At 62.1% G+C, this 18,320-nt stretch carries 18 protein-coding genes and 1 pseudogene; 6 read left to right on the top strand and 13 right to left on the bottom strand.

Features of this window, described 5'->3' with window-relative positions; translation table 11 throughout:
- Positions 1–190: 190 nt before the first annotated feature.
- Positions 191–2,194 (bottom strand): SMP-30/gluconolactonase/LRE family protein, encoded by a 2,004-nt coding sequence (locus U0034_RS24440; protein ID WP_085229045.1) that lies wholly within the window; start codon positions 2,192–2,194, stop codon positions 191–193.
- A gap of 391 nt (positions 2,195–2,585) precedes the next feature.
- Between U0034_RS24440 and U0034_RS24435 the strand changes: the two genes are divergently transcribed.
- A complete protein-coding gene (locus U0034_RS24435; RefSeq protein ID WP_158243526.1) occupies positions 2,586–3,986 on the top strand; it encodes a pectate lyase family protein in 1,401 nt (466 codons plus the stop codon).
- A 97-nt stretch (positions 3,987–4,083) separates the two neighbouring features.
- Here the strand turns inward: U0034_RS24435 and U0034_RS24430 are convergent.
- Together U0034_RS24430 and U0034_RS24425 are read right to left on the bottom strand one after the other, a co-directional pair.
- Positions 4,084–4,197: pseudogene (locus tag U0034_RS24430) on the bottom strand (LysR family transcriptional regulator); the annotation flags it as partial.
- Positions 4,197–4,772, bottom strand: a complete 576-nt coding sequence (locus tag U0034_RS24425; RefSeq protein ID WP_085229043.1) for a TetR/AcrR family transcriptional regulator — start codon at positions 4,770–4,772, stop codon at positions 4,197–4,199. The gene U0034_RS24425 and the pseudogene U0034_RS24430, both read right to left, overlap by 1 nt.
- Positions 4,773–4,953: 181 nt before the next feature.
- Between U0034_RS24425 and U0034_RS24420 the strand changes: the two genes are divergently transcribed.
- Positions 4,954–5,592: a glutathione S-transferase gene (locus U0034_RS24420; protein WP_085229042.1), complete on the top strand. Its 639-nt coding sequence runs from the start codon at positions 4,954–4,956 to the stop codon at positions 5,590–5,592.
- 303 nt (positions 5,593–5,895) lie between these two features.
- Here U0034_RS24420 and xopAA read toward each other — a convergent pair whose 3' ends face one another.
- Positions 5,896–7,959, bottom strand: a complete 2,064-nt coding sequence (gene xopAA / locus U0034_RS24415; protein WP_085229090.1) for a type III secretion system effector XopAA — start codon at positions 7,957–7,959, stop codon at positions 5,896–5,898.
- Positions 7,960–8,247: 288 nt separating this feature from the next.
- Between xopAA and U0034_RS24410 the strand changes: the two genes are divergently transcribed.
- The gene (locus U0034_RS24410; RefSeq protein ID WP_176072615.1) at positions 8,248–8,418 is read left to right on the top strand and encodes a hypothetical protein; all 171 of its coding nucleotides are present in this window, start codon (positions 8,248–8,250) and stop codon (positions 8,416–8,418) included.
- Between the two features lie 136 nt (positions 8,419–8,554).
- On the opposite strand, the gene aroQ is transcribed toward U0034_RS24410, so the two are convergent.
- Genes aroQ through U0034_RS24380 form a run of 6 tightly spaced genes read right to left on the bottom strand, consistent with a single transcriptional unit; the run spans position 8,555 to position 12,868 of the window.
- Positions 8,555–8,995: a type II 3-dehydroquinate dehydratase gene (gene aroQ / locus U0034_RS24405; protein ID WP_085229041.1), complete on the bottom strand. Its 441-nt coding sequence runs from the start codon at positions 8,993–8,995 to the stop codon at positions 8,555–8,557.
- A gap of 19 nt (positions 8,996–9,014) precedes the next feature.
- Positions 9,015–9,851: a shikimate dehydrogenase gene (aroE, locus tag U0034_RS24400; protein WP_085229040.1), complete on the bottom strand. Its 837-nt coding sequence runs from the start codon at positions 9,849–9,851 to the stop codon at positions 9,015–9,017.
- Positions 9,848–11,068 (bottom strand): CaiB/BaiF CoA transferase family protein, encoded by a 1,221-nt coding sequence (locus U0034_RS24395; RefSeq protein WP_085229039.1) that lies wholly within the window; start codon positions 11,066–11,068, stop codon positions 9,848–9,850. The genes aroE and U0034_RS24395 overlap by 4 nt, the downstream gene beginning before the upstream one ends.
- On the bottom strand, positions 11,068–11,526 hold the full coding sequence (locus tag U0034_RS24390; protein WP_085229038.1) for a MaoC family dehydratase: 459 nt from the start codon (positions 11,524–11,526) through the stop codon (positions 11,068–11,070). Before U0034_RS24390 ends, U0034_RS24395 begins: the two co-directional genes overlap by 1 nt.
- Positions 11,527–11,528: 2 nt before the next feature.
- Positions 11,529–11,921, bottom strand: coding sequence for a VOC family protein (locus tag U0034_RS24385; protein WP_085229037.1), 393 nt, complete (start codon positions 11,919–11,921; stop codon positions 11,529–11,531).
- Positions 11,918–12,868 (bottom strand): ketopantoate reductase family protein, encoded by a 951-nt coding sequence (locus U0034_RS24380; protein ID WP_085229036.1) that lies wholly within the window; start codon positions 12,866–12,868, stop codon positions 11,918–11,920. The genes U0034_RS24385 and U0034_RS24380 overlap by 4 nt, the downstream gene beginning before the upstream one ends.
- Positions 12,869–12,973: 105 nt before the next feature.
- On the opposite strand from U0034_RS24380, the gene U0034_RS24375 reads away from it, so the two are divergent.
- From U0034_RS24375 to U0034_RS24365, 3 genes are all read left to right on the top strand, one after another.
- The gene (locus U0034_RS24375; protein WP_085229035.1) at positions 12,974–13,921 is read left to right on the top strand and encodes a LysR family transcriptional regulator; all 948 of its coding nucleotides are present in this window, start codon (positions 12,974–12,976) and stop codon (positions 13,919–13,921) included.
- A gap of 181 nt (positions 13,922–14,102) precedes the next feature.
- A complete protein-coding gene (locus U0034_RS24370) occupies positions 14,103–14,465 on the top strand; it encodes a helix-turn-helix domain-containing protein (protein ID WP_085229034.1) in 363 nt (120 codons plus the stop codon).
- Positions 14,466–14,687: 222 nt separating this feature from the next.
- Positions 14,688–15,635 carry a GlxA family transcriptional regulator gene (locus U0034_RS24365; protein ID WP_085229089.1) on the top strand — a complete coding sequence of 316 codons (948 nt, stop codon included), beginning with the start codon at positions 14,688–14,690 and terminating at the stop codon, positions 15,633–15,635.
- 55 nt (positions 15,636–15,690) lie between these two features.
- On the opposite strand, the gene U0034_RS24360 is transcribed toward U0034_RS24365, so the two are convergent.
- From U0034_RS24360 to U0034_RS24350, 3 genes are all read right to left on the bottom strand, one after another.
- Positions 15,691–16,173: a YybH family protein gene (locus U0034_RS24360; RefSeq protein ID WP_085229033.1), complete on the bottom strand. Its 483-nt coding sequence runs from the start codon at positions 16,171–16,173 to the stop codon at positions 15,691–15,693.
- 138 nt (positions 16,174–16,311) lie between these two features.
- Entirely contained in the window at positions 16,312–17,166 is an 855-nt protein-coding gene (locus U0034_RS24355; protein ID WP_085229088.1) for a DJ-1/PfpI family protein, read from the bottom strand.
- A gap of 378 nt (positions 17,167–17,544) precedes the next feature.
- Positions 17,545–18,249, bottom strand: a complete 705-nt coding sequence (locus U0034_RS24350) for a glutathione binding-like protein (protein WP_085229032.1) — start codon at positions 18,247–18,249, stop codon at positions 17,545–17,547.
- Between the last annotated feature and the right edge of the window lie 71 nt (positions 18,250–18,320).

The following is an 18,320-nucleotide window of genomic DNA, read 5'->3' as shown; positions in this document are numbered from 1 at the left end:
GCCGCCGCATCGTTGCTCGCCGGCGGCACTGCCCCCGTGGTTTTCGATGGGATTCTGTTCATGGCCGGACGGTTGCGTGAAGTGCTGGCGGATACCGTCCGATACTGCGCCAAGGACGCGCGCGAACGCGCGCCGCATCGGCGAAATAGCGGGGAGCGCGGCGAAGGTTCCGGGCCGGAACCAGCCTGAGTTAGAGATGAAAACGGTAAACGACGATGCTCGAGTCGTTGAAATTGTTTCTGGTTACCACGTATTCCCCGGTCCCCTGATTGAAATACGACCTGAGGCTGTACAGGGAATCGACCTCGTCGCCGATGTCGATCGCATTCGGATTCGAGTTGTTGAGCGTCAGATCGAGCGTGCCCGTGGTGAGGTTGAACGCGTCGGTGTCCTGAAGCACGGCACGGCTCGATACCGGTTCGCCCGAGTACACATATCCGACGAAGAGATAGTTGCCCGCCGCCGCAATCGATCTTGGGGCGGCGCGCGTGACGTTGATGACCGGATTGGGCGTGGAGGTGTTGCCCGCACGCCAGCCGCGGTACACCTCGATTCTCGTGCCCATCTGCGACCAGTCCGCGCTTGCCGCAACCCCTTGCGCCAGGATCATCGTGTCGCTTTCGGGCAGGTAGATGATACGGGTCAACGGTTGAACCGAGGCGGGGACAGCCGTGGCGATTCCCGCTCCCCATTTCGGTGTGCCATCGGCTTGGAAGCCCGTCAGCGGGTAGTGCCAGATCTGGTTCGTTCCCTGAAGGCCGGCCCAGACATCGCCATTGGCATCGAGGCAGAAGCCGTTTGTGACGAGCGCGGTCGTATTGAAGGTATTGAAGGCGCCATAGTTCGGCAGCGCCCCGTCGGGCACGGCGATATAACCATTCGCGGCGTTGAAGTGATAGAAGAAAAAGTGGCTGGGGCTCTGGCCCGAGGCCACCAGAATGCGGTGCAGCGGTTGGCCCGGCTGTCCCACGAAGGCCATTTGGGCAAAGCGTTCGTCACGATCCCCCGTGGTACTCGTCAGGCGCGGGTCCGACGGGTATTTGATCGGATCGACGGTGTTTGCTACGAACGCTCCTCCGGCGGTGCCTGTGTAGACATTGCTGCTGCCGTAAAAGTATTGACCGTAAGTGCTCGAAGCCGGGACCGGTTCCGGGCTCGGGCCGGGAACGCCGTTCGTTTCGAAACCGAGCGATTGGAGCTTCCAGAGAGAGGTGCCGGCTCTGTCGAATGCGTGGATGTCGGTGCCGCCGTCGCGGGCGAGGTCCCACATGCCGCCCCAAGGATTGTTGAGTACGTAGAGGTTGCCTGAAGCATCCTTGCCGATGCCGACCACACGGGTGAATCGCTTGTCGCCGACCTGACCTTTGATGCCGTACTTGGTGTCGAGATAGCCGCCGAGGACGCCGAACGTGCCTTTCAGAACGGGGGCGTGCGTGATGAGGTAGTACTTCACGTTCATGTCCGGGCCTTCGTCGCCCACCCAGAGATAGCGATTCGGTGCGTCGTAATAGAGCGCGGAGGGGCGCGACGTCGGGCCCATTTGGATCGAGCCGAGCGGCGTGCCGGTCGGACTGAATTTGCTGACTACGCCTTTGCTCTTTTGGGCGACCCAGATGTTGCCTGCGCCATCCACCGCGAGTGCGCCCGGTCCAGTGACCGGGATGTCGAGTTGTGGCGAGCCATCGAGCGTGAAGACCCGGACGCGGTTTCCGGGAAAGTCGCTTGCGTAAAGGAAATTGCCGGATGTCGTGAGTCCGGTAATGACGTCGGCTCGCTTTTCGGTGGTGTCCGTGCTGACTTGAATGACGAGGTCGCGGGTTTTGGTGCTTCGATTGTAGCGACCGACGAAGCCGCTGCCGCCAATGCCCGTGTTGTATTGCAGTGCCGCGAAGAGAAAGGTTGCATTGCCTGCAATAGCGCTGCCCTGGAATTCGTTGTGCTGCCCGATAGAGCCCTGGCTTTGCCCGTTCTGGTATATGGCGACGCCGCCTTCGCGTTCGTCCCACATCGAGGCGGTGTATATCGTTCCCTCTGGCGCGACCCACATGGAGCGGGCGGTGTTGCCCACATGGGTGGCGTCGGTGCCGAACGTATTGGCCACCCAATCGGTGGTGTATTGCACTTGCGCCGGACACTCCGACACCATCGCCGTAGTCAGGACCGCGGCGGCAAGTATGGCTTGAATTATCTTCATAAATCGCGGGAACGAGTTATCGATAGGCTCGCGCAAGGATGCCGAGGCCGCAGGGAGGTGCCAAATTAGTCTAGTGAGACGGCGGTCAGCAAAAAAAGAAAATAATTCGTCTGGGGAATCGGGCTGGTGACGCGCGCGTCTTTCCGAGACCGTTGGCGAAATCCCTTACGGCGTGAAAGGGCGATGGGGACTTTGTCGACGCGCCGGAGTTGTCAGGCCAATCACAAGTCCAACGGATTTTTTCGCCGAGGTCGGCAGACATTCGCGAATTCGAGTGTCACCTGATCCTGGGGGCTGCATAGTGGCGCGAATCTCAACCGTACGCATCGCGTCAAGTTGATCCATGAGAAAGATTCCATCGGACCTTCGATGGGAACATGCAAGAGAGAAAATGAAGCAGATTGGCAATTGTGGCTCCAAACACCTGATGGCGATGCTGCTCGTCACCATCCTGGCGGGTTGTGGTGGTGACAATGCGGATTACGCCACAACATCGGCAGGCACCGCGGCCGCCTTGTCCGTTGATCCGCCGGCTGAAAGTGCCTCCGTAGACACGAAAGCCGCCCAGCCCGTTTCCATTTCGACGTCGGCAGCGGACGCCGAACCCGCCTCCGAAGATGCCGCCACGGCGCGCGTCAGCGCGGTGGCCACCACGAACACTTTGCGGGGGCTGGGGGGAGGCGTTACCGGCGGTGGCAGTGGGAAAGTCCAGCACGTGACGACGCCGGCAGGATTGCGCCAGGCGCTTTGCAGCAATATCGTCGGCGGTATCTGCGAGGACGACACGCCACGCGTGATTTCGGTCGACGCGATGATCGACTTTGCCGGGACAGAAAGGACTGGCCAGGTGAGCGGTTGCTACTACAGCATGCTTCCTGGTTGTGTCGCCCGCGATGAGCTTGCGCTCTTCAATCCTGCTGATACGCACTGTAATGGTGTGCCGAAATTCACGCTGTCGTATGACAAAGCTGGCCGCGACAATTTGCTCGTTGGCTCGAATAAGACGCTCGTCGGCAAGGCCGGCGGCAAGGCCGGAATCAGGGGCGCCGGCCTCGCGATGCTCGGTGGTGTACACAACATCATCATCCGCAACCTGACGATCGGCTACGTCAATGACGGCATCATCTTTGCGGGAGACGCCGTCATCCTGGGCAATACCAAAGACGTCTGGCTGGACCACAACCGCTTCAGCCATATCGGGCGGCAGATGATCGTCTCTGGTTGGGAGGCCAATAGCGCAGCGCGGAACGTCACCGTCTCATGGAATGACTTCGATGGCCGAACCAACTATTCCCCCCGTTGTGACGGCAGCCACTACTGGAATTTCCTGCTCACGGGGCAGTCCGAGACGTTCGTCTTCGCTTACAACTGGATCCACCAGTTCTCCGGCCGCGCACCTGCGGTGCATGGCAAGAACCAGTTCGTGCATCTCATGAGCAACTACTTCCAGGATGGCACCTACCACGCCCTTGAAGCATTCGCCACGAATGCGGTCTTGGTGGAGGGTAATTACTTCAGCAATGTGAAGATCCCCATCCTGCAAAACACCGGCAATCGCGGCGCTGTGTATGCTCCCTTGCAACCGCTGACAAGCCAGGCGAAGGCTGACTGCATTTCGGCGCTGGGCCGCAGTTGCAGCCGAAACGTGGTGGCCAGCTCGGGCACCAACGACTTCACCGCCGATGCCTATGTCCTCCGCCGTGCGAGTACGCTGCAACCGAGCCTGCCATCGCCGTCGGCTGGCGCCGCATCCTTGCCGGGCCTGCTGCCGGGCAACGTGGGGCCGAAGTAAGCGTGTGCCTGCGGTCTTCCGAGCGGTAGCGGCAAGAAGGTGCAATGGACGAATTGCAAGGCGGTGCTGAGCAAGCACTTGGCAGTTCTCCATTGCCTCACTTCGGCCATCGCCACGACGGATCGGAGAGGTGTTCGGCGAAGTAATCGGACAGCACGCGTACCTTCTCGGGCCGCGCGCGCGCCGACGGCGTGACGAAATAGAGGCCGCCTACGCCGGCAGAAGACCGGCGGCCCGATAACTTTCGATCAATTCGTCGAAGACGGAGACATCCGCGCGACTCCTGGCAATGAGCTGGGCGCCAGCAACGGCGGCGAAGATCGCACGGGCGCGCTGTTCACTATCCTCGGGGCCGACCGCGGCCGCCAAGGATAGTACCTTGCTGAGCCATGCGACATTCACATCAGCAAAAGTCTGGACCTCTTTGGTCACTATTTCCGGCAGATCATCCGATTCGGCGGCCATGAAGCTACAGAGGCATATCCGATTACCATTCTCGAGCGCCTTGCGAAACGTGGCGGGATAACGGCGCAGGCAGTCGATCGGGTCCGCCGATTCGGTCAGGAGCGTCTCCAGCGAGGCCGACGTGTTCTCCCAATAGCGCCTTGCCACCGCTGCAGCGAGATCGGCCTTGCTTGCGAAGTGGTGATAGATGCTCGCAGCCTTGATGCCGACCGCGTCCGCGAGATCGCGAAAGTTCAGGCCGCTGTAGCCGTGCGCCTGCGCAATGGTTGTGGCAGCCGCCAGGATTCGCTCCCGGGAGTTCAGGCCTGGACCATTCTTCACCGCTACCCCTCCCCAAAAGGAATTCACTGTTGACACGCGCCATTATACCTTCTACCGTAAACCTAACTAACGTTAGGTAGCTAAACGGCAGGCGCCTCCGCGCTGCCGGACCCTTATGACCCGCAACATTAGAGAGGCAAGCGTGACTTCCAGCACCGCCGACGTAAGCAAGCTCCCGATCATGACGATTTACGATTTCCCCACGGGACCGTATCCCACACGCGTTCGGATCGCGTTGGCGGAGAAAGGTCTGCAATCGCACGTCCGGTTCGTGATGGTCGACCTTTACAAAGGGGAGCACAAAAGGCCCCGGTTCATGGCCGAAAAAAACTACTCGGGGACGCTGCCGGTGCTCGAACTCAACGACGGAACCTGCATCGCGGAATGCACCGCCATTACCGAATACCTCGATGCGCTCGACGGCGTACCGACACTGACCGGCAGCACGCCGCTCGAAAAGGGCGTGGTTCACATGATGAGCAAGCGCGCCGAACTGGAATTGCTCGACGCCATCAGCGTCTATTTCCACCATGCCACGCCGGGGCTCGGGCCGAACGTCGAGCTTTATCAGAACGCCGAATGGGGTTTTCGTCAGCGAGACAAGGCCGTGCGAGGCATGCACTACTTCAATGACGTGCTGAAAAAACAATCGTTTGTCGCCGGAGACGCTTTCTCCATGGCCGACATTACGGTCATCGGCGGGCTGGTGTTTGCGTCGATCGTGAAACTGCCGGTGCCTCCAGAGTGCGAAGCGCTTCTAGCCTGGTACACGAGGATGCTGGAACGCCCGAGCGTAAAGAGCCAGCCGGCACTCGCCTGAACGCTGGGACGGCGGGCGGTTGCTTCTCGCCGGCGCTCGCCGCTCACGGATTGCCGAATCGAAATCTCCTCCGGACGTCCCACCCGACCACCAGGAAGGCTGTTCGCCACTTGAGTGAGGATCGCATTGCGGCTCTCCGGGCTGAACACCTCGAACCATCTGGCGGCGCAACTCGACGCCCAACAGTCGCCGCTTGCCGAGTACCGTGCTCGCTCAGGGTTCGAGGGACCGTCCGAAGCAAACCGCCGGATCTTGCGCGGAAAGTACGATTATCTCGAATAGCGATACGTCCTCACTACGGCACTACTGTCTCAACATGGGGCTCCCAGACGGATGCGTCGACACCGGCTGCACGGGCAGCTCCGTCGGTGCGTCGAACCAGGGGTCGTCCCCACCCGCCATCCCGTCGGATCCGCCTTCCCATTCGTCGCGCGCGTCGTGCCACTCGGTGCCGATCTGCTCGAACGTATCGACCAGGGTGCGTTCGGCGGATGCCCGCTGCGAGGGGCTGAAGAATAGCGGCTCGCGCGCCACGCCCGCCATCTCGACCTCGGCTTCGGCGTGCACATCCTCGGCAGCCGGCGAGCGGCGGCCGGCGATCAGATCGAAGCCCAGGGCCATCGCGCTCCGGCCGAGGCGGATCGCGTGCCGTTGGCTCCAACTGAGTGCTCCGCCCGTGGCCATGAGGCCCTTGGACAGGACGTCGCCGGCTACCCGGCCGAAGAGCATGTAGGCCGCCGTGTAGCCGACAGTCCCGGCGATGAAGCCCGAGGGGTTGCCCCTGGGGTCGTCCATGTAGCCGTTCATCAGCGCGGCTACGGAGAAGGGCAGGCCGATCGTCATGCCGCCGACCGTGTCGCTCACGCTGTCGTTCATCCCAGTGAGCGAGACGTGCGGGCTCAGCGCTTCACAGAGCAGGAACGTCGACGAGACGACCGCATCGGCGATGAAGTCGGGCAGAGCCAGCCCGTCCTTGCGCATCAGGGCGATGTTCGACCCGAGGACGGCGAAGGCGACGGTCGCCAGTGCCAGCTTTCCCTTCAAGGCGGGATTGTTCGCGAACGAAGCGTTCAGCGTCCGGCGCACCGCATCCAGGGGACCCGGGTCATGGCTGGCAGCGACCGGGCTCTCCTGCTCCGTCCCGGTCGCCACGAGCCGCTCAAGGCCCGTCACGATTCTGGACAGGTCTTGTTTGAAGAAGGTGAGCTGCCGGTCCATGTGGGGGGTGATCCGCCGGTCCTGCTGGAATTCGCCGACGAAGCCGTCGATCTTGCCCAGGCCCTCGCGCAGGTCGCCCAGGATCCCCTCGATGGCTTCCTTGAAGCCGCCCGGAAGATCGTGCCTGCGGTTGAAGGCGCTGTTGAAGCGCAGCTGCATCGAGTCCATCAGGTCCTGCCCCAGCCGTAGGCCGAACATCATCGCCCCTTGCGCCACCGCCGCGCCGGCGACGAATCCGGCGTTGTGCTGCAGCGGTCTGGCCTTGGCATAGAAGGTCGGCACGGCATAGGCGAGAGAGATGAAGAAGACCAGGCTGTGCCGGTTGATGGCGTGCTTCCTGAACAGCTTCGCGTCCGTCGTCGGGCGTCGCATGAGCGAGACCAGCTGTATCGCCGTGTAGGTGTAGGAGGCGATGTTGAATGCGGCGTAGGTGCCCGTCTTCTGCGTGAACAGCGTGGCCAGCGGCAAGGGGTAGAGAAGCAGCGTCAGCGCGCCCTGGAACATCCGCTTGGCGGCGCTCGCGTCGTGCCGCAAGGTGTCGATGTCGGTCTCGAAGCTGGCCATGACCGGCGCAAGATAGCGCCGGGCCTCGGCCAGGAACGCGGCCTCCTCCGGCGTCGCCGCTTGCTTGTCCAAGTGCGACCGCAGTTCATCGACCTTCTCGCTCATGGCGGCCAGCAGCGTCTTCGGCTCGGGGCATCCGGGCTCGGTGACCAGCTCGTTGCGCAGCTTGCCCACGAACTCGACGTCATCGAACTGCTGGAGTTCCTGGACGACCGACAGGTTCCGCAGGAAGGCGGCGACCCGCGCCGAGCAATCGCGCATCGGCAACCCGCTCTCGACGTCCCTCGCATTGTCGGGATGGGGCAGGCGCGGCGGCTGCGCCCTGGGACGCGCCAGTTGCGGGGGCAAGTCCCGGACGCCTTCGTCGTCGCCGACTTGCGCGTGGGCCGGCATGTCTTCGGGCCGCGATGGCCGCTGGGCGGAGATCGACCGCAGGTCCGCGAGGCCGGCCGCGACGTTCGAAGGCGGTCTCGGGCGCGCGAGCGCTTGCGTGGCGCCCGTGGGCGACAGGGTGCCGCTGTCTGGTCCCGCTTCCGGATCGTGCGGATGCGCGTAAGGGCGAAGGTTTGCGGTTTCGATTTTCACGGTGGAGTCCTTGCGAGGAAGTGGGCGACGCGCCGGAACGGCCATTGCGGGAACGACAAGCTCAGCCGGGCACCGGCGCCAGCTATGGAGGTTCGTAAATTCTGCTAGCCATGGTCACAAAATGCGCTAGCGATACGCCTGATATAGGCTAGCGTCGGCTATGGCGCGGATGCGGATGCGTGAACGGCAGATTGTGTCGAAGAACGAAATAACTGCGGATATGAACGAATAAAGTGCGAATATGCTGCTTGCAGGGCGTCACGATCAGCGCTGCTGAAGCAGGTCGCGATGAGTATCGCCATTCGCGTGGACGAACGTAAAGCCGATTACTACCGGCAGTACAAAGCCGAGGTCAGCTTCGACATGTGGCCGGATTTCGTCACAGGCGGACGCGCAGCGCCCGGACGTCATCATCGTCAAGAATCGGGCCGATCACTGGCCGGGGCGCAGCCTCGTTGACCACCCGAAGCAGCCGCACGTGGATAACTCATTGCGGCTTGTGGAAGTCGAATTTCCAGGTGACGAATGGGGAACAGGCCAAGAGCGGGCCTACCAGAAGATTGCCGGTGCGCCTGTCTGGGATATGCTGCACCGCTCAGGCACGGATCTCCGCATGGACGGCCCGCAGTGCGAGGAGATAGCTCTCGATCCCGAAACCGCAGATCTGCCCTTTGACGATATCGGCGAACACCGAATGGTGCCGGAATGGCTCCCTCGCATGAATGTTCGACATATGCAGTTCGACGACCGGACAGGTCAGAATCGCAAGCGCATCGCGGATGCCATAGCTGTAGTGCGTCCACGCGCCGGCGTTGAGCAGCACGGCGTCCTTACCCTCTTCGAAGGCCCGGTGGATGCGTTCGCACATTGCCGCTTCGCTGTTCGTCTGGAATGATTCGATCCGCACGCCGAGTTCCTCGCCCAGCGAATGCAGCCTGGCATCGATCTCGGCAAGCGTGACCGTGCCGTATTGCGCCGGGTCGCGCTTGCCGAACATGTTGTGATTGATGCCATGAAGCATCAGGACGTTCTTCATTGGTTGTTCCTTCGGGCGATCAGTCGAACGGCACAGCGAGACGGTCGATGACCGCCGCCGTCTGTGGACGCACGCCGCGCCACCATGCAAACGCTTCGGCGGCCTGCTCGACCAGCATGCCGACGCCGTCCGCGACGCCATGTACGCCCGCGTTGCGCGCGAGCCGCATGAAGGGCGTGAGCCGCTTGCCGTACGCCAGTTCATATGCGGTGCCGTCGGGCCTGAATACGCTCGGCGGGACGGGGGGCAGCTCGCCCGTCAGGCTCGCGGAAGTCGCATTGACCACGAGATCGAATCGGCCCATCCCGGGCAGATCGCCGTAGCCGCGAGCACGCAGCGGCGCGCCGCGCGAACCGACCTGGGCCACCAATGCCTCAGCTTTGCCGATATCGCGGTTGGCGACGACCATTTCGGCGGGACCCGTGTCGAGAAACGGCAGTAGCGCGCCGCGCGCCCCGCCGCCAGCGCCGAGCATCAACACGCGTTTGCCGGCGAGCGGAACGCCGAGATTGACCTCGATATCGCGCAACAAGCCAATGCCGTCGAAATTCTCGGCAATGATCCGGCCGTTCTCGAACTTGAGTGCATTGGCGGCACCCGCCAACGCTGCGCGTTCGCTGCGCTCGTCGGCGAGTGCGAAGGCCTTCAACTTGAAGGGTGCGGTGACGTTCACGCCCTTGCCGCCTTCGGCTGCGAACTGCCGTACGACGCTCGCGAAGCCATCGTCGGGGTCCAGCGGACCTTCGATCGCGACGTAAGACATCGCCTGTTGCGTCGCTTCGGCAAAGAGGCCATGAATCAATGGAGACTTCGTATGTCCGATCGGGTTGCCGATCACTGCGTACTGGTCAGTCATGGTCTCTCCCTCGAGTAGAGAACGCCTTCGCTTTGCATTGCGTCGATCTCCGCGGCAGAAAAGCCGAGCGATTGCGCGACCTTCGCGTTGTGCTGCCCAAGATCGGGCGCGACGTCGCGGATAGTCGTGTCGCAATGAGAAAAGCGAAAAGGCAGGTTGGGCAGACGCAACGTTCCGTAACGCGGATGATGCTGTTCGACCACCATGCCGCGCGCCTGGATCTGCGGATCGTCGAGCACCTCGTCGATGCGCTGCACCTTCGCGCAAGGCACATCGATGCCATCCAGCAGTTCGAGCACCTGCGAGACGAGGCGTGCGGCAACCCAAGGCGCTACGACAGCGAGAATCGCCTGCCGATGTCTATTACGGCCCGCGCTATCGTGAAAGCGCGTATCGCTGCCGAAGCCCGCAGGTCCGTCGTGCGTTTCGATCAATGCTGCAAGGCGCTTCCACGCATCGTCCACTTGTGCCGCGATCACGAGATCGCCGTCTGCCGCGCGAAACACGCCATAGAGCGTCGAGGTCGGCATATCGTGGCCGGTCTGCTCCGGTAGCACGCCTCGCAGCGTGTAGCACTGCACCGCGTACTCGTGCATCGACACGAGCGTGTCGTACAGCGCCATGTCGATGTGCTGGCCGCGTCCGCTCTTCGCCCTTCCGAGCAGCGCCGCGTTGATGGCCGCCACCGCGTGGATGCCCGTGTACATGTCGCCGAGCGAAATGCGCAGCAGCGGCGGCGGCTCGCCAGGCGTACCTACCATCTGCATGATGCCGCTCTTCGCTTCCGCGATCAGGCCAAAGCCGGCGCGATGTGCGTCGGGCCCCGTGTGGCCGTATGCCGAAATCGAGCAGTAAACGAGGCGCGGATTGCGTGCGGACAACTCGGCATAGCCCAGCCCGAGTTTATCGAGCGCGCCGGGGCGGTAATTTTCGACGAATACATCTGCCGAGTCGCACAGGCGGCGCATGAACTCCTTGCCGCGCGAATCTTTCATGTTGACGCTGACGCCGCGCTTGCCCATGTTCAGCTGCAGGAAATAGCCGCTTTGCTGGTCGTCCAGCACGGTAGCGTGCTGTCGTCCAGCGTCGCCGTTACCGGGACGCTCGACCTTGATGACTTCGGCGCCGAGGGCCGCAAGGCAGCGGCCCACGTAGGGGCCGGCGAGGAAGTGGCTGTAGTCGACAACGCGAATGCCTTCGAGGGGACGGGCCTGCATCAGTACGCTCCCGGCCGGCGCGGCACCATCAGGCGATGCTCGCCGCGTTGAACTACCTGGTCGTCCTGATTGATCAATTCGGATGGCAGCACGACGATACCCCAGGCCGGACGGCTGTTGCTGGGACGCATCGCACCGACGCGAAACTTCACGTGCAGGCGGTCGTTGACCTTGATGGGCAACAGGAAATCCCAGGTCCAACCGAGCGACATGCCGGGCAGAAAACGATAGTCGCTCCGGGTCTTGAGGCCGTCGGCAATCGAGAGCCCGAACAGTCCATGCGCGACGAGGCAACCAAAGTGGCTCGCATTGGCATAGGCCTCGTCCACGTGCACGGGTGTATGGTCGCCGGTGAGATCGGCATAGGCGAGGATGCGCTCCTTCGTCACGGTATAGCTCGGGCTCACGCACTCGTCGCCCTCGCGGGCGTCGTCCCAGTACCTGTCGATGACAGTCATGTTCACGCCTCCGCGCGCGGGTCGATGCTCAGCGCCTGTGCGACACACGACGCGGGCCGGGCCTGAATCAGTTCGACGGCGAGCCCGTCGGGCAGACGCAGCCAGTTGCGCCCTTGCGGCATTGCGCTGACGTCATAGGTCTGGGCCGCGGCCAGCGCTGCTTCCAGGTCTTCGCACATGACACCAAGATGGGCGAGGCGCCCTTCGGGGCCTTCGTACTGCGGCGCATGAACGAACTGCAGGCCGCCGAGCGTCCAGTACTGGCGTGGCGCGTCGACGGTGCCGTCGACTTCGCGCATGCTCATGCCGAACACGTCTTCGAAAAAGCGGATGTGCCAACGGATGTCCTTCACCCGGATGGCCACATGCTCCAGGTAAGCCTTCGAGCCGTTCATGCGATTGCCTCCTTACGCGCTTCATCGGCCATCGCCCGTTCGATGCCTTTGATGCACGCCACCAGCGTCGCGTTGACGGGCGTCGGCACGCCGAGTCGTTGCCCCCAGCGCACTACCGCGCCATGGATGAAATCGATCTCCGTGACCGAGCCTTTTTCGAGGCTTTGCAGCATCGACGTCTTGAATGCGGGAGAGAGACCATCAGCTGCGAGCACCCAGGCCTGTTCGGGGTCTGTTATCGACAACGCGATGCGGGCCGCCTGTGCGACCGCCATCGCCTCGCCGATGGCCGCGAGCGACGTCGCCTTCAACAACGGCTCGTCGTAAAGCTGACCGTAGGTGAGACGCGTGATGCCCGTGATCGCGCCCGTGGCCACGTTGACGAGCAACTTGTCCCATATCGTGCCCATGATGTTGTCGCTGATCGTGGTCGTCATCCTGGCAGCGTTGAACGCGTCGGAGATCGCCTGCACGCGGGCCGTAATCTGGCCATCGAGCTCGCCGATGCAGGTCACCTTACCGGTGACGCCCGAGTGGATATGCCCCGGGCCATGCAACACGCCGCCGACATAGGTCTTGCCCGCGAGCACGCGCTCGCGGCCCACGATATCGGCGAGCACGTCTTCGTGCCCGATTCCGTTTTGAAGCGACAGCACGAGCGTGTCGGGCCCGATCAGATCGAGTGCGCCGCGCATGGCGGAGTCGGTGTGGAAGGACTTGACCAGCACGATGACCAGGTCGGCCACGCCGACTTCGCGCACTTGCGTCGCAGCTCGCACCGGAATACGCCGAGAGCCGTTATCGTCATCGACCCGCAGACCGTCGCGACGCATCGTTTCGACATGGACGGGCGAACGGTCCAGCAGCCAGGTTTCGTGGCCGCCCTCCGTAAGGGTGGCGCCGATGGCGCAGCCTAGCGCGCCGGCGCCGAGAATCGCAATCTTCACTGAGCTTCTCCTTGACGTGTAGGCACACGATAGGAGTGACCACCCATATCGGCAATGCAATGAATACAATGCTGCCATTGCGAAAGACAATCACGATGCCACGCCATGAAGCCGACCGACCTGCCTGATCTGAAACTGCTGCAGCTGTTCGACCTTCTGTACGACACGCGCAGCGTCACGCGCGCGGCCGAGCAATTGGGGCAGAGTCAGCCGACCATCAGCATCTGGCTCGGGCGGCTGCGAGCGTATTTGCAGGACCCGCTGTTTATCCGCACCGCCGGCGGCATGGCACCGACGCCTCAGGCCGACGCCCTGATCGGGCCGTGTCGCGAAATTCTCGAATCGCTCAGGCGCTTCGTCGCGTGGGAGATCGCGTTCGATCCTGAAACCGCGCAGCGGCACTTTCGGATTTGCATGACGGATGCGAGCCATATCACGCTGCTGCCGAGGCTGCTCGCACATGTGCGGGCGCAGGCGCCCGGCATCCAGCTCGAGGTGGCGGGGATCGACGGCAACACCGAACGGGCGCTGGAGTCGGGCGAAGCCGATCTCGCCATCGGCTATGTCCCGTGGCTCAGCGGCGGCATCTACCAGCAGCAGCTTTATCGACAAGACTGGGTGTGCCTGACGAACCGGCATCATCCGCGCGTTCGCGGGCGGCTCGGGTTGAAGCAGTACCGTTCCGAGGGGCATGTCGCCATCGAATCGGGCACGGGTGGTCAGTTGCTCGAACAGGCGCTGGCGCGCGAGCGCATCGAGCGCGATGTCGTGCTGCAATTGCCGGGTTTCCTGGGGCTCGGAACGATCGTCCAGACCACCGATCTGGTCGCCACGCTGCCTCGGCACATTGGCGAAACGCTCGCGCAGGCCAGCGATCTCGCCGTTCATTCATGCCCGATTCCCGTGGATGGCTTCGCCGTCCGGCAACACTGGCATGCGCGGTATCACCACGAGGCTGGGAATCGCTGGTTGCGTGATGTGATCATTCAGCTGTTTGGAGGGCATCGTGAGACAGAGCCGAAGGCGCTGCGCGCCACTTCACGAAGACTATGAGCGGCTTACCTTTCTGTAACCTGATGCCCGACTGGTCGCCTCGATTGGCTTCGACGATACCGCAACGGTGCCCATACGATGCGCCGCACAAAAGCTTCGCTGATCGACTGGCGGACGAAGAACCTTAGGGCGGTGCAGTTGCTGTTCGTAGATGCGGCAACCGTAGAAATGGAGTAACGAAATGGATATTCACCCGATTCGAACCGAGGCCGATTACGAGGCCGCCCTGAAGGCGGTGTCTGCGCTCGTCGACATGGAGCCTGCTTCGGGCACGCCGGAAGGCGACAAGTTGGAGATTCTGGCGATCCTCGTCGAGAAGTATGAGGCGGAGCACTTCCCGATGGCGGCCCCGAACCCGATCGACGCGATCAAATATCGGATGGAACAGGCGGGCCTGTCGGTCCGCGACATGCAGCCGTACATTGGGAACAGCAACCGCGTGTATGAGGTGCTGGCCGGCCGGCGCGCGTTGAGCCTCGGTATGATCCGCAAGCTGCACGATGGGCTGCATATTCCCGCCGACGTGCTGATCGGAATCGCATAACTGCGACATCGGCAACAGTCGCCGAAGAGATGCCGGCTGTCGCAGATAAACCATGCTCTTTCGCATCCTTGAAGGTAGCGGTCCTGCACCGCTGCGACGATCGGGCTCCTCAGCGCGTCGATATGCGGCGAATGAGGACTTTTCATCGTTCCGAAAAATGGCGTGATTCGAGGGATTTATATAAAATACGCCTTCTCATGGTACTCGGCTGACGACACCGTCATGCATCGAATTGGATTCTTTGTTTGCAGCGGCTACGATGCACTCGATCTCGGTGGGCCACTTTCGGCTTTTAACCAAGTGGCCACAGCCGCTGGCCATACTCCGTACGATCTTCATGTCATCTCGCAGTCCGGAGGCCCGGTCCGTGGCAATACCGGCCTCTCGATCGAGACCAAGCCGGTCGGAAGGCGCATGTTCGACACCGTCGTTTTCGTGGGCGGCGATATCGGCCCGATGCAGACACCGGAGAACATCGCCGCTGCCAGGAAATTGGGCGCCAGGGCGTCGCGCGTGGCGAGCGTGTGCACTGGAGCGTTTCTGCTTGCGGAAACCGGTTTGCTGGATGGCTTGAAAGCAACAACGCACTGGCGATACGCAGCGCTGTTGCAGTCCCGCTTCCCTCGGACCCGGGTGGAAGGCGATAGCATCTACATCGTAGACGGTCACATCTGGACCTCGGCGGGCATTGCCTCCGGAATCGATCTGGCGCTCGGGTTGATTGAAAAAGACATGGGCGCGGAAGTCGCACGCGCTGTTTCCAGGCTTCTGGTTGTTCCGTATCGTCGACCGGGCGGGCAGTCTCAATTCTCCGCCATGTCGCAAATGGAGCCGGAATCGGATCGCATCCGCATTGCTCTGAACTTCGCGAGAGAACATCTGGCTGAAGCGCTACCGGTGGAACGATTGGCCGAAGCCGCAAGATTGAGTCCGAGGCAGTTCGGACGCGCATTTCGCCGGGAAACCGGGGAAACACCTGCCAAGGCTGTCGAACGGTTGCGCGTCGAAGCCGCGAGGCTGCGCCTGCAGGACGGTAGCGAACCCATCGAACAAATTGCGCTGGCTGTGGGATTCACTGATCCGGAACGCATGCGGAGGGCCTTCATCAAACTGCATGGCCACCCTCCGCAGGCGATCCGGCGCGAGAGCAGATTGAACTCTGCGCGCTGATCGAGCGCCGGCCTATTGGCGCTCGCGGTACGTGACTACCTGTACCGTGAGGCGCTCAACGGCCATCGGATTTCTGGGCAGCGTAATCATTCCAGATGTCACGATGCAGTTTCCACGCGCCGCCCTCCTTCAGAAAGAGCAGGACTTGCTTACTGCGGTATTTGAGGTTTCCGACATGGTCGCGGATTTCCACGTCCGAGACCTCCGTCACGGTCCGGTCGTTACCGTAGAACTCGTAATTACTGAACGATACGGTGTCGGGTTTTGCCCCGGTAGATCTCTGGGTGAAGTACGCGGCAATCGCGTTGCCACCCGTCACTCTGTCCCCGCCGGGCGGCAGGAGCGCGCCGTCGTGGGTATACAGCTGGCCTATCGCCTCGTAGTTCCCTCGCGCAAAGGCATCGGCCCATCGCGCGTTCTCGGCTTTGAGGGCCGCTTCGGTTCGAGGCCGCGGGCCGCCGGCAATTGCCGGCACGGCAAACGCGAAAAAGGAAAAACAGGCTGCAAGGACTGCAGCAAGACGACGAATCGGTTGCATTTAAGGATTTCCGATCAGGGTTTAAATCGAAGGGGCTACACCGGATTGGGCTGGTGAGGCAAGCTACGTCGACTACGGCTTCATCGAAGCCCGTCCAACTCCTTCCGGACGTTGCCTGCGGGCATCTCAGGGAACGCCTCAGCGAACGCCTGGGATTCGTGCCAGCCCCCTGGATGCTCCGGGCAGTTTTTTGTCGACCATCGCGACGACTTCCGGCCGTGCGTCTTTGGGATGACCGGAATGGAACGGCGGAGCGGGATCGTATTCGATCACGAGCTGCGTGAATTCGGCGGCCTGCTGGCCGCGCAGCTTCTGTGCGACGCGAAGTGCGAAATCGATGCCTGCCGTCACGCCGCCGCCGCTCATAAACCGGCCGTTGTCGTCTTCCACGAACCGATCCGGCACGGGAATCGCGCCATATTCCGACAGCTTGTTGACGAAGGCCCAATGGCAGGCGCTTCGCTTACCCTTGAGAATGCCCGTTGCAGCAAGCACCAGCGATCCGTTGCAAACCGACGTCACATGTTTGGCGCTTTCCGCCAGGCGCCGGATCTGCGCTTGATACCCGGGCCGCATCGGCGCAGTCAAATTCGATCCGCCGGGCACCAGAATCAGGTCTGTCTTGTCGATATCGGCCAGTCGTTCAGTCTTGCCATACACGACCCCGAACTCCAGGGTCACGTCGCCTCCGTTGAGGCTCGCGTAGCGAACGTTCGTATTCGGTAACCGGTGGAAAATTTCGCTGGGGCCGGCGAAGTCGAGAAGCGTTCCGCCGTCGTAATTGACAATCAAAATGTCGAGCGGGTCATTCGGAGCAAGTTCGCTCTTGCTGGCTACCTGCGCAAGAGCAGGCGTGGCGCGCCCAAGGAGGGCTCCGCCACCCAGCACGGCGCTCAGCGTGGCGATGCCGCCGAACTTGAGAATATCGCGGCGCGAACAGCCTGCTCCAGTGAGTGGCTTTTCGGAGCCGTTGTTTTCGCTATTGTCGGTCAAGATCGTTTCCTTTATCTGCTCGAGATCGATCAAGCCGCAAGCAAAGGCGCCACTGCGTTTGCGCTCGTGTTCCGGCTCGATCCCTGCGCAAATTATGGAACCCGAATTGAATGGCTCAAAGGTCGTATAACCCTCAAAAAGCGCCACGCAATCCAAACTGATGACGAACGCACGTTGGGGGTTTGCTGAAGGCCGCGTGCGAGAATGCCGGGCCAGGGAGGCGGCGACTCGCGCAGGCACAGCTGCGCCTGCGGCGCCTTCATTCAAGCAGTGTTTTTTGCAAGACGGCTATGGGGCGTGCACGACCGCCGACGCCCCCGATCTCATGCCCGGGTGTCAGGCAGGCGGCCACCATGCCCGCCTGACGCCCGGCACTTATCACCCCCGCCGCGGAATATCGAGCCCCTTGACGACAGCCGGCCGCGCGACGAATGCATCGAGCACCCGGCGCACGTGCTTGAAATCTTCGAAACCGACCAACTCGCCGGCTTCATAGAATCCGATCAGATTCCGCACCCACGGGAAGGTGGCGATATCGGCGATGGTGTACTCGTCGCCCATGATCCACTGCCGGTTCGCCAGATGCCCATCGAGCACGCCAAGCAGCCGCCGCGACTCGGCAACGTACCGGTCGCGCGGCCGCTTGTCCTCGTACTCCTTCCCCGCGAATTTATGGAAAAACCCGAGTTGCCCGAACATCGGCCCGATGCCGCCCATCTGGAACATGACCCACTGAATCGTTTCGTAGCGGTGCGCCTCGTCACGAGGCATGAATTTCCCGCTCTTGTCGGCCAGGTAAATGAGAATGGCACCCGATTCGAACAACGCGAGCGGCTTTCCGCCCGGGCCGTTCGGATCGAGAATGGCCGGAATCTTGTTGTTCGGATTCAGCGAAAGGAATTCCGGCGACATCTGGTCGTTCGTGTCGAAGCGCACGAGATGCGGCTCATAGGGCAGGCCGGTTTCCTCGAGCATGATCGACACTTTCACGCCGTTGGGCGTGGGCAGCGAATAGAGCTGAATGCGCTCGGGGTGTTGCGCGGGCCACTTGCCCGTGATGTGGAAGGGCGAAAGATCGTTCACGTGTTCTCCTCGACAGTTATAGATATCCGTTGAAGTAGACATACTGAGCGTCGAGTGCCGCGAATCCGGGC

Source organism: Trinickia caryophylli, from assembly GCF_034424545.1.
In the GTDB taxonomy this organism is placed as follows: Bacteria; Pseudomonadota; Gammaproteobacteria; order Burkholderiales; family Burkholderiaceae; genus Trinickia; species Trinickia caryophylli.
Note: the sequence above shows the minus strand (reverse complement) of the source record. Positions and strands in the feature narration are given on the sequence as shown.